6 protein-coding genes are annotated in these 12,884 nt (G+C 41.6%); all 6 read right to left on the bottom strand.

Annotated elements, in window-relative coordinates:
* Nucleotides 1-297: 297 nt before the first annotated feature.
* Nucleotides 298-2,160 carry a vWA domain-containing protein gene (locus ACFO4R_RS06820; protein WP_379788318.1) on the bottom strand — a complete coding sequence of 621 codons (1,863 nt, stop codon included), beginning with the start codon at nucleotides 2,158-2,160 and terminating at the stop codon, nucleotides 298-300.
* A 335-nt stretch (nucleotides 2,161-2,495) separates the two neighbouring features.
* Nucleotides 2,496-4,043 carry an AAA family ATPase gene (locus tag ACFO4R_RS06815; RefSeq protein ID WP_379788317.1) on the bottom strand — a complete coding sequence of 516 codons (1,548 nt, stop codon included), beginning with the start codon at nucleotides 4,041-4,043 and terminating at the stop codon, nucleotides 2,496-2,498.
* Between the two features lie 89 nt (nucleotides 4,044-4,132).
* Nucleotides 4,133-4,438, bottom strand: a complete 306-nt coding sequence (locus ACFO4R_RS06810; protein WP_379788316.1) for a restriction endonuclease — start codon at nucleotides 4,436-4,438, stop codon at nucleotides 4,133-4,135.
* 20 nt (nucleotides 4,439-4,458) lie between these two features.
* A complete protein-coding gene (locus ACFO4R_RS06805; RefSeq protein WP_379788315.1) occupies nucleotides 4,459-5,754 on the bottom strand; it encodes an ATP-binding protein in 1,296 nt (431 codons plus the stop codon).
* 686 nt (nucleotides 5,755-6,440) lie between these two features.
* Entirely contained in the window at nucleotides 6,441-9,341 is a 2,901-nt protein-coding gene (locus ACFO4R_RS06800; protein ID WP_379788314.1) for an AAA domain-containing protein, read from the bottom strand.
* Nucleotides 9,342-9,909: 568 nt separating this feature from the next.
* Nucleotides 9,910-11,589, bottom strand: coding sequence for a nuclease-related domain-containing DEAD/DEAH box helicase (locus ACFO4R_RS06795; protein WP_379788313.1), 1,680 nt, complete (start codon nucleotides 11,587-11,589; stop codon nucleotides 9,910-9,912).
* Nucleotides 11,590-12,884 lie beyond the last annotated feature (1,295 nt).

The raw sequence follows: 12,884 nt of genomic DNA, 5'->3' as shown, positions 1-12,884 counted from the left end.
AAGATCGCTGAATATATGGAATGAACAAGACTTCCGCCTTGATCTTTTAAGGCGGAAGTCTTGTTTTTACAAAATAAAGTTTTTATACTACTATCCGTTTGAACCGTTTATATCGATGATTTCAACTTCTTGAGATCTGAAATACTTTGTTTTGATGATTGATACTACTATTCCTTTGAATAATGGATATCAACGATTTGCACTCCTATAGAAGAGAACACGAATTTTCGTGGTTGCAAAACAGATATAACCATACTTCTATCGAAGAACAGTATGAGACGAATAGTTTCATATCCCCTACAAAAGCTTGGCGATCAGTTCAAGCAGTTGTCCGGTCAACTTCTCCAAGTTATTGCATGCGATCAGATGGGGATAGATTTCCTTCAAGTTGTCATAACAGGAATAATGCCCTTCTTCATCGAGAGAAATTGCGATCACCCGAGTCCCCCTCTTTAGGATCTTCCTTACAGTATTGGCTGTATCCTTGGTCGATACCGGGGGATAATAGTCATCGTACTCATGAGCCGGAACTCCGTCGGAGATCACGATCATCACCCTTGATTCGGACTGTGCCTTTTGGAGAAGATATCGCTCCGCCCAGAGAAGAGCCAGCGCATCCCTGTTATCTCCGTCAGCATCGATGTTCAACAAGTTGTATTTTTCTTCCTCCCGTGCATGGAAATCCACCAAAATATTCATCTCTATATAGGGCTCGTCAAATCCTCCCCTGTGTTCTACGATCGCATGCGCAACGCTCTGTTTGTTGAGGACTTCGTGCAGAATGATTGAGGCGTTCATCGCTTCTTGGCACTTTTTGCCCGACATGGATCCCGAACCGTCGATCAAAAGAAGAATCGAAACATCCGGAACATCGACGTCGGACACGGTTCGATACCAATACCTCTTGGACGGATCGGAGAGCCGTTTGGAAGAGATTCCCGCACCGAAGCGCAGTTTTTCTTCCCTTACAGAAACCTCACTTCGCAACAGTCGGTCAAACCTCGTATTGTAAGAATTGATCTTTACCTGATAGCGCCGGCAGATGTTCTCATAGGCTCTACGGAGGTTGTGATCCGGCTTAGGATGGTTTTCATGGACAGAGATGTTTCTATGAAGGACCGAAGCCTCATAATTTTTTCCGGAAAAAAACACAGTCCATGCTTCCCCCTCGAAACTCTTTAACGCCTCCTTCCTGTCCTTCGCAAAACCTGCCAAAATCGCCCTTACATAAGCGAGGGAAGGACGGTGTGCTCTTAACGAACCCTCCCTGTCCGTGAACAACCTCCTCGTTATTTCCTGAACTCTTCCGCCGGTCTTCTTGGAAGACAGGGTCTGAACCTCTCCCTCATGACTTCGATGTCCAAAGAGCAGTTGTTTGAGCCTTTCATCCTTCCACTCCTCTTGCGTCTCAGGGATCAGAGGAAGAATGCTCTCATATATCTTGACCGTATAGGCAAACCTCTCCTCCGCAGAAGGTTGCACACTCCCTTCGAGAAACAACGGCTTGGTCTCTTCTATGTAGGAAAGGAGCTCCGCCGAAGGCTCTTCTTGGATAAGCATGGGGTAGAGCAAAAAAACCGCCATATGTTCCAGATACGCTGTAATCTCCAAGGTCTTATCCTTTACATCCTCAAACACCCGCTCTGTCGTTGATTTTGGGGGATTCGAAACGAAGAGCCGCGCTATTCTGCCAAATTGGAGATAAACCTCCATATTGTCATATGCACTGCAACCTGCGGCCTCGATATAGGCATCTTCTATAATGTTCTCAATCATCCTTATGGTCTTCCTCTTAATCTCGGTATCACAGTTTTCTGTAATATAGGGTTTTAAAGAAAAATCCGTATACAGGATGTGAAGACACTCGTGGATCGTCTGTCCTCTTGTGACCAGACGAAGAACGTCCCACGGATCACAAAACATCTCCCGAGGCAGTTCCATATACTCCGCCGCCTTCTCCAAGGCGGGAACATCACAGAACAGACCTGCATCTGCAGGATCGACGACGATGTTGCGCCCATCCGTGAAGGCTCGGTTCTCGTTGATAAAAAACAGTCTTACCCCATCGTCTTCCGACAAGGTTCGTGCAAAGTCCTCCTCCAAGCTTCTATTGTAATCGCATTGAAACAGCTTTAACAGACTTCGATCCTCTTCTTTCACGGTTCTCGACCTCCTATTCCAACGCCGCTGTAATACTATCATCTATTAGAATTGACAAGGTTGAACGGTTTGAAACATATAATCAGTTTTTTGGTAATGATATATTCTGTATACCCGGCATTTCAAGCAGAGAATAATACAATGTCTTTCCGATATCTAAGGAAGCACCTCAGAAAGACAAACTTCCGACTTTCCTTTGAGTTTATAAAACACCAAAGTTCGTCATATCAATCCCTTCAAGAATTTCATTCCTCATATCACATCGGTTTTATACTGAATTTTTGAGTTGTATGCTATGTCCCTAATATGAATATCAACGGGGCGGACCAGCGGTATTACTCCCACTTATACAATCTAAGGATCCCACGGATCGTCTCTTCCAAAGCACGATCACACTTTGCAATCGGCAGAATCGTCTTCTCGGCAGCTTGGATGTAGCCCTCATACTTGGCGAGCCTCGCCCAGTTTTCGAGATTTCTGGGAGAGAGAACCACATCGAGTTCCTCCGCCTCCACCTTCTTCTTCAGTTTGTGGTAGACCTGTATCATCTTCTCCGAGACCGGTTCGCACTGCGGAACCCTCGTCCTCAGCATACGAAGAATGGCCTCGTCCGACAGGGCGGCGATTTCGACAATGGCATGAAAGCGATTGTATAGTGCCTGATTCAACTCCCTTGTACCGAAGTAGCCCATATTCATTGTAGCAAAAAATCGAAACGACTCATGCCGTTTGACAATATCTCCATTGTCCAAGCGAACAAACCCGTTGTCGTCGAGCAACGAATTGAGAAAGGAAAGGTATTGGGGCTTGGCGAAGTTGATCTCCTCAAAGACCACCGCTCCTCCGCTGCGAATTGCCTTTGTAACATAACTTTCTTTGAACACGATCCGATCTTCATAGGGGATATACTTGCCCAGTACGAATTCATCCAAATTCTCCGTGCAGTTGATAATCTCCATGATCGGAAGACCTATGGCTTGAGAGATTAGTTTGCAGGACATGGTTTTTCCCGTTCCGGAAGGTCCCTGAAACAATACGGTCCGCATATCTCCCGAAGAGATCGCGTTGCACAACGACCTGAGATTCTCCGGCAATACAAACTCCTCTCCCAAACAGGGGATCCAGCGTTTTTGCTCCTCAGAAAAGCGATCTTCGGAAAACGGCTGAATATCGACCTTTCGAACCTTGTTTGCCTGCTTTTTGTTTTCGAGGATCACCCGATAGGTTTGACGGTAGGAGAGGTAGTCCTGTGTCTGCATATCGTCGAGGTTTCGATATTCGATCTCATATCGTTTCATCTTATTGTTCTGATAGAAGTCCTCATGAAGGTTGACAAAGACATCGACCCCGGGGGTTTCGACAAACTCTTCCATCATCTTCCGAAACTCCTCGGAAGATTCCATCTCCCTTGCCAGCAGGACCATAAAAACCGGCAACAACTTATATAGCGGTCGAAGATGGCTCATATCGCCTTCCAACCACCTTCCCCTCTCATCGTAGGCGGAGATCTCCACCTTGGTTCCGATACTTCGGGCACGATACCGATGAATGCTTTGGGCAACCACTCCTTTTTCGCGATAATCCTCCGGGACATGAAGATCCAAACAAACGACTTCTCGATCTTCCTTCACAAAATAATCTCCAACGGCCTCCCCGCTCTCCATGCTTTGTACCATTGTGGCAAAAAGCAGGAGTGCCTCTCCAATCGGTTGACACAGGGTTGTCGTTCCCTTGAAGGATTCATTGTCCTGATGAACATAATACTGCGTCGCATCGGAAAGATGCTTGAACCCGAATCCCTTGTAGATTTCGTTGGAGTTTTCGCGAACCACCTTATAAGAGGTTTTGAACACATTGAGGCTCTTTGTTTGATGGACGGGCATTGAATCACCTCCTTGCTATGGTTTGTAAATGACGGAAAAGTATGATCTTGTATTTTCGCACCCTCCTTCTCCGTTCTTCCCTGCCTCCTCTACCTCATTACCTTGTCGAGGAGGGATTTGTAGCTGTCGACCACCTCATAGATGACATTGCCGTTACTGATGGCCTTGAAGTGTTCCCGTGCACAGTGGATCTTGGACTGCTCGATCAGACGCAGCTGCATGGAGTCCATCGAACCCTTGGTCTCCGCAACGAAATAAATATGTTTTACCGAGCCCTCATAGAAGGCGATCGCCCGATCCGGGAAGTTGACCATAATAAACCTGCAATTTCCTCCATCCGCCTCATTTAACTGTATGACTGCATGAGCGGTAGTGGCGGAATCCTCTCGTGTCAAGCTAATGACACAAAATATTTTTATAAATCTATGATTGCCTCATTAAGCAAAAAATCCTCTACTCCCATGTATAAAATACCATGGTTATCATGTTTAGGGATAATTCGATTTCTTACAATAACAATCTTTTTGAATGAATCATCTATTCTCTTAAGCGATTCCGTTTCACGCTCTCTTTTTTCTGTACTGTCTACATTCAAAGCTGATTGAATATAGTACCTTTGATGTCCTTTGTTTATAACAAAATCAACCTCAAGCTGAATCTTTTTTCTGTTCCCGTCTTTCTTAAAATCGTGTTCTACCACACCGACATCTATATTGTATCCCCTACGAAGCAAGTCGTTATAGATGATATTTTCCATAATATGTGTGTCTTCTACTTGCCTAAAATTTAATATTGCATTTCTAAGACCTATATCTGCAAAATAATATTTTAGTGGCGTTGAGAAATATCTAGAACCCTTAACATCATATCTGTTGGCATGGTATATGACATATGCCTCCTCAAAGTAACTAAGATATTTGGAAATTGTATTGGAAGATATTTTTATTTGTTTTTCTGACAGGAATCTTCTTGAAAGTTTCGTCGGATTAGTGAGTGAGCCAATGGCGGAAGATGTGAAGTCAAGCAGTAGTTCAAGTACCTCCTTCTCATTTTGTATGTTATTCCTTTCAAGAATATCTTTTATATACGTTTCTTGAAATAAATCTTTCAAGTATTGGTTCTTCTCTTCATCACTTTTTAGACTATAGATATATGGCATACCTCCATACACCGTGTAATGCTCAAATGCTGACTCTTTATTTTCATATAAATTATAAATTTCCGCAAATGATAGAGGATTTACATGTATCTCATCACCACGGTCTCGAAACTGTGTCAGCACATCAGATGAAAGCATTTTAGAATTACTGCCCGTTACATAAATATCCAAATTGCTCTGTTTCATAAGTCCAAGCAAAACATCAACAAAGGTTACATTCTTTTCTTTGCTATCAATATAGGGATTACTTACAGCTACAGATAATTGAATTTCATCAATGAAGATGTAATATATTTGTTTTTTATTTTTAGTTTTTTGCTTAATATATTCGTTCAATCTGAATGGATTTCTATATTCAAGGTTATCTATTTCATCAAGTGCTATTGATATCATTTGTTCTTCTTTGACCCCTTCAGATAATAAATACTCTTGATATAAATTAAATAACAGATATGATTTACCACATCTTCTTATACCTGTAATGATCTTTATCCTGCCATTCTCTCTTTTATCTATAATTTTATTTAGATAATAATCTCGTTTAATTATCATATAATTCATCCCCTCATAAGAATAATTCGGGTGGATTTCCGCCTTTTTATTTCGAGTTTATTTTATCATAAGTCAGCAAGCCAATCAATGACAGATAAAAAATTTGGGTGGATTTCCGCTTTTTTATTTCGAGGTTCGTAATTTCGTTCAAATCCAGAGATGTGTATAAACACTTGAAAAAGGTTAAAAAAGAGTGATTTCTCACTCCCTGTATGCCTCTATTTCCATATCCAGGATTATTCACAGCAACCTCTTCCAAGTATTCGAAAGCTTTGTAATTACTATGTTTTAGCTGAGAACTTCTCTCACTCGTCGGGAAAATGAAAAAAGAACCCCTTTTTATGGTATAATGAAAGTGCAAAATCTCAAAACCCATAGAAAAGGAGCCCTTTATGAGTATTGTAAACACTTTATCCCTAAATTGCAATAAACAGATCAAAATTAATTTCCATTGAGGAGATCTCTACTCCGATGCCGACTTACTCCTTATCGTCGATTATCACAGCTTGTAACACCTTATTCAAAAAGGTCAATCCGATCTGTTCAAAAACTTTTCATTAAGAAAACCTCTCTCAAAAAGACAACGGGTTTTTGTGCAATTTCACAAAACACAGACCCTTTGTTACCTGAATCCTTTAGGGATTTTTTCGTAAAAAACCGATCTTTTGAATTATTACTGCATCTTCTTAAATCTCATTGATTTTATATCTATGTGGAGGATAACCGCAACACTGTATATACAAACCATACGGTCCCAACTTTACCTCCAGCGGATTGTTACATCTTAAACAACGTTTCCCCTTACCTTCATAAATATAATCTTCAACCGTTTCTATATTGATCAACTCCGTCTTGTTGCATAGCGGATAACCTGTACAAGCCAAGAAAAACTTCCCTTTTTTACTCTTTTGAAGTTTCATAGCCTTTCCACAATGAGGACAACTTTTATTCGCCAGAACATGGGTTGCAAATGTCGTAGTTATGGCCTCTCCTCTATCATCTGTGACGACAGACTTGCTCTGATCCACAGTATTACTCATTCCCAAAAAACCGTATAGAGAGCTCGCTGTAGCCTTTCCAACAAAACGAATAATCGGACGATACTTGGTCGGAAGTACACTCCCTTCAGCCTTGAACTGTGCACCCGATTTCGGAACTCCGAACCACACTGTCTTTTTATCAATGATTACGATCGGGTTTGCAACAAAGGTGTTCTCGATGGAGATCCTACGAATACAAGACGGAACCATCCTCTTATCCTCTACTCTTACATATACCTTGACCCCTCTCTTCTTCTTCTCTTCCAAAACTCTCGAAATCTTTTCCAAAAACTCCTCTTCTACAGTCTCATCGGGAATATCGATCCTTATCTCATGTTTTGCCTTTACTATATCTTCTAAAAAATGAAGATTCCCCTTCTTTTCGTTGTAAAAATTAATGAAACCCTGTTTTGATGAGGATTTTTGTGAAAAAAGCGACTCTCCCTTTAAACAACCCTGCTTTTTTCCGTAATCATCCAAAAGATTCTTAAATACAAGATTACGAGACAGATTTTTGTTATCCATATACATCACATTTGCAATACCTATGAACTTTCCCTTCGCTCTGGTTAGTGCAACGTTGAACAGACGATTTGCATAATTGTTAGTGCTCGAAGTAAGCAACATTCCCGGATACGGCATTCTATAACAATCTACAGCATCATAGATGATATGGTCCTTTTCAGAGCCCTGAAACTGATGAACCGTTGCACAAGAAATGGGCTTTGATTCCGGAGTTACACTCGCGGCATCCCTCGCCATAGAGCGAAAGAGACGTGCCTGAGCGTGATAAGGTGTAATGATCCCAACCTCGTGTTTTTCAGCTGCCTGTAGCGCCAAAGAAAAGGATATCATTGCACTCAATACATTTATTCTGGAATTGTCTGTAGTTTTCATACATACTGACATCATTCCCGACAAGTCGGCGATACCCAGAGCATTTCCCGGCATCGGTCTTACAGAGACGATATCCTGCCGTTCTTCCCTCATCCCCTCCGCAGAGTGTAACAAACCGTTATACATCATCTTACTTGCAAAATTTGAAATGTCCGGATGCATACGGTACTGTTTATTTAACATACAAAGCCATTTATGACCTTGCCCTCCATCGATCGCTTTTGTTATTCCGCAATATTGAAATATGTCTCCATTTAAGACGGACCCGCTGTCACTTTGTACAATAGGAGGCAGTTGCCTGAAGTCTCCCATACAAATAAAACTCTTTTTAGCAAGACTCGCCGAAAAAACAACCTGGGGAATATATGCCATACTTGCCTCATCAAAAATCACTACATCAAAACCACCCTCTCGAAGGGTTTTATCTATCACTGCCTTCGATACGGTAGTCGCTACAAAACTTGCCTTTTTCAGTGCAGCCTTTTCTTCTGACAATAGTCCTTTTCGTATATCCGAAAGCCTTCTTTCTAATTTGATATACTCTTGAGAGTCCCTCGACAATTTTTTTCGCTCCCTCATCAGTCGATCACGCTCTTCTATCAGCTCAGGATGATTGTGAATTGCCAAGTTGTAAGAAGTTAAGTACTCATGTTCAAGCAAAACGCTTTCTCTCGCATGACCATAACGCAATAATTTCCCTGCACGTTTTTCGGGAAATAACTTATATGTACGCATGACCGCCCCATCTACAGACACGTTGCTGTAAGACAACATCAAGACCTTGTGCCCTTTTTGAATATGGTGCACAGCGATCTTTGCCAATGTTTGTGTTTTTCCTGTACCCGGAGGCCCCCAAACAAAGGTAATAGGTTGGCTTTCCGACATCCGAATCGCATTTTCCTGCCCCATTCTTACCTTTCCCGATCCATAGTCTATAGACCGGGGTCCGTCGCATATTAGGGATCGGACTATCTCACCGGGATTGGAAAGCACCTCATCCAGTCTCTCTCCGAGAGAATTCAACAAACGCCAGGATTCTGCCGAAAACTCCAAAGACGGAATGTCCTCTCCCAAGTCCACCCCTGTAGAAACAATGATCGTAAACTCCTCACAACCCAAAACAGTCCCTGAGATACTTGTATTGTTCTTCCAAAGAAAGATCTGCGTTCCTTCGGGGTAATTTAACTCATCATCCGTTTCAAAGGTGTATGTGTATCTTCCGCTCTTAAACTCTATCCTCTTCCCGTCAAAAATATTATAACGCTTTCCGCCTTCTTTACGTAAATATTTAACTTCAGAGAAAATCTCTCTCTTATACTCTCGACAAAACTCATCTACCGTATCGAAAGAACGAACCTTTATCGCTTTTTTCAATCTCGAACTTTCAAGGTCTCTTCCGGTCATAAAGAGCTCAACCTTCTCTTCTTGGCGTTTCCTCTCTTCTTTTTCGTATTCTTCTATAACCTTGGAAATCTGTGTAGCGGTATCTTCATCCTTAAGTTTAATGTGCTCTTCAAAACAAGATGGATATTTGAATTTTTTTAATTCATCCTTCTTCAAAAATTGTACTGTAACATGAGAATCGTCATAATCCAAAACAACTCCCTCTCCAAAAACTTTATGTATCACTTTCTTTCCATTCAAGTTCATAATTCCAAATCTCCTTTTTACAACAGTCAACCGAACCTAAGGCGATATCGCACAATTCAGAAAAACAGCCCAAAATCAATTTTGTACGAATGATAAAAATTTTGAAAACATTGATATGACAAACTTTTTTATTTTTTCCCGCCATCAAAACGCTCCGGTTTTTATTGCTTTGTTATTTGATTTTTCCAAAGACAGCAGTTGAGTTCTTGCCAGTTTTCTAAGCTCTATCATTCGTTCTTTTTATCTCATACCCTTACCAATAAGAACGACATTACAGCTTTTCATGTGGACAAGTACCAAAAGTTCATTCAAACTTGCATAATCTCTAATATTGTCTTTAATCTCCGAATTCTTCCAGGACAGGGTATGGCAATATGCTTCCTCGGTACAAACGATGTTTCGAATGTACGGGCCGGATATTGCCATACTTTGATCGGATCTCATGCTATTATCCGTTAAAATTAACCGCTTGAATACCTTGGAGTATAGAACCCTCCGAATCGTTTTTCGTGAATGGTATATTGTGCATACCCGGCATTTCTATCGGAGAATAGTATCCTCACGGATCCTACTTCGCCATCTCCTCATGCTTCTCCCAAAACTCCTCCGAAGCAACGACGTAGAGCAGGGTTCTTGCCCGCGTTATCGATATATAGATGTACTTTGAGTATTCCTTGTCATAGATACTGTCGAGTTCACATAGGATGATGATCTTGGAGTCGAGTCCCTTGTAGCCTTGAATCGTCGAGAACTTAGGCAGGTTCTCGCCCCTGATGTCGACTCCGATTTCCTCCACCTTGATGCCTCCCCGATACAAGGCGGTGTTGGTGTATTTTCTCGGTGCCAGGAAGGTAATATCGGTCATGGGGATGTTTTCCTTCCTTAGCTCCTTTAGGACTTCCTTGATCTTTGCGATATAGTCGTTTTCGTCCGAATAAGACCGTTTGTTGACTTCTTCTCCGTTCTCCCTGATAAACTCCTTCAGATCGACTCCGCTCGCCTCGGATGCGTAGGTACCGATCTGGACGGTGTTGCGACAGTTGATAAAGAGCTGAAACTTCGTATGGGGAAATGAGGACAGCAGTTCCGCCCCTTCCTGATATTCGGAGTTGTATATATTTTGTTTTTCATCGTAGAAGATGGCCCATCTTCCCTTCTCGAACCCGCCCTTGAGCAGAAGGTCCAAGGCATAGATATAGGAAGGACGGATGATGTCCTGGCCTTCGTCCATCACGATGAGATCGAAACGCAGATCTTCCAGTTCTTCTTTTCCCAAGGAACTGAGATGCAAGAAGCATTCTTCGGGAAGAATGTTCGAAAAATACGTTTTCGCATTCTTCTTCACTCTTTCGGCATCGACTTCCACATATTCTCCGAAAAGAGCATGGATGTTGACGACCTTGAGATCTTTTCTCGTCCCGACCCTGTCCGAGATATGTTTGGCCAAGTTTTTGTTGAAGGTAAGGTAGAGGACCCTGTTGCCTTCCTCCGCCTTCTTCACAGAGAAGTCCAGAGCCAAGAAGGTCTTGCCTGTACCTGCGTCGCCCTCGATCATCAGCCTTTCGTTAAACCTCAGAGCATCGAGCAGCCTCGCCTGCTCGGCTGTCAGTCGAACGAGGCTTCGGTCCACAGTGTCCAGCCTGTCCAAAAGACTCGGAATAAACGAAAATTCCCCTCTTAGGTAAGCGACGATCTCTTCGATTGCATAGGGAGGCAGTTTCATCGTACTTCTGTGTTCCCTCCCCTCCCAATAGTCGAACACCCGATGGAGGTAGGCGGTGATGTCCTCCGTCCTCCTGTCATAGATGATCTCATCGATGATCTCCTGTGAACGGGAGCGAAACTCGATATCGGGAAAGACTACACCGGATGCAACAAGAAGGTTTTTCATCTGAGGAATCGATGAGAACCTCTGCTTGAGAAGGGTCTTCAGACTGAACATATTGCCTATCACTTGGGCAAAAGGCCCCTCCATCTTTGTTCTCTCGACACCGTATCTGTCTGTAAAGATCCATCTTCCGTCCTTACATTCAATCCTGCCGCCCTTGATTTCCAGACAGGCGACGCCTCTTTCGCAGACCACGACAAAGTCGATCTCTCCATAGATCTTCGATCTGTGCTTGGGAAGACCCAAGGAGTGAAGGACATAGGCATTTTTCATATTCAGGTTTTTCAGGACTTCGAACATTTTCTTCTCGGCTCCGCTTTTGACCTCATCGCCGGCAAAAGGCGGTATCAACTTGACCATATAGCACCTCTTTCTCTGTTTGTACACCGTGTATGATTGTTGAATGATTGCTTCTTTTACAAATGTCGTACAAGGACAAACGTCCGATCTTCCTATCAGTTTACAATATACAAACTCTTGTCAAATCAATATGTTGAATAAACTTATCATTTGTATGACATCGATTTTATTCTGATGTTTTATACTATTATTCCTTTGAATAATGGATATCAACGATTTGCACTCCATAGAAGAGAAAACGAATTTTCGTGGTTGCAAAACAGATATAGCCATACTTCTATCGAAGAATCGTATTAAACAATGCAATACTTCCATAACTTGTTTATGGTAATATAACACTACAAAAAATAATTGCCGGTACCACCAAAATCCGTTACCCTTTTAAGAGAACACAAAAAACTTATACTACTATTCTTTTAAATAGTGAATATAAACAATCTGCGATCCATAGAAGACAACATAGTTTTTCGTCATCGAAAAATAGGTATATCCACACTTCTATTGAAAAATAGTATTAGAAGGGAGCAAGAGAGGAAGCGCTGACAATATCACTGTTAAGGAAACACCGCACAAAGGCAAACTTCCGATTTTTCTTCGACTTTATAAAACACAAAGGTCTCTCATATCAATATTTTCAAGGATTTCATCCTTTGTACAAAATCGATTTTATGCTGATTTTTTGAATTATGCGGTATCGCCTTAAGTATATACGAGAATTGTATTTTAGGGAAGGAAAATCGCTCAGTGAGATTATAAAACTTGCCGGGAAAAATCACCGGACCATCAAAAATATATAGGGGAGCAATGAACAAAGGCAAACTTCTGATTTTCCCTCGCTCTTATAAAACACAAAGGCATTCACATCAATACTTTCAAGAATTTCGTCCTTCTTATGACATTAATTTTACGCTGATTTTTCGAGATTGTGCGGTATCGCCATAGAAGTAGATGATTTCAACGAAAAAGAACAATCCCTCAACAGAACAAGAAACTCCGATGCCATCCGATCCATTATTCATCAATAACTTTGTGGAGATCGGTAAAGATATCACAAGTAAAGACATACGTCAAAAAGGATCTACGACCGATTAATACTATTATTCAATAGATGTATTGATATATCCGTTTTTTTCAACCTGCGAAAAATCTCTTTATCTTCTATGGTCACATATTATTTATATCCACAACTCAAAGGAAAAATAGTATAAAACAAGAGCATCTGGACTAGAGCGTGTCTACGCAATACTTTACAAAACGTAAAAAATGTGAGATACTCGTATAAAACAGAGGAGGTT

This window comes from Filifactor villosus, from assembly GCF_042652965.1.
Classification (GTDB): domain Bacteria; phylum Bacillota; class Clostridia; order Peptostreptococcales; family Filifactoraceae; genus Filifactor; species Filifactor villosus.
Note: the sequence above shows the minus strand (reverse complement) of the source record. Positions and strands in the feature narration are given on the sequence as shown.

Coding starts and splice junctions, on each gene's coding strand:
- ACFO4R_RS06815 (WP_379788317.1), bottom strand. CDS start 4,043: ATGCCCGTCCATCAAACAAAGAGCCTCAATGTGTTCAAAACCTCTTAT.
- ACFO4R_RS06805 (WP_379788315.1), bottom strand. CDS start 5,754: ATGATAATTAAACGAGATTATTATCTAAATAAAATTATAGATAAAAGA.
- ACFO4R_RS06800 (WP_379788314.1), bottom strand. CDS start 9,341: ATGAACTTGAATGGAAAGAAAGTGATACATAAAGTTTTTGGAGAGGGA.
- ACFO4R_RS06795 (WP_379788313.1), bottom strand. CDS start 11,589: ATGGTCAAGTTGATACCGCCTTTTGCCGGCGATGAGGTCAAAAGCGGA.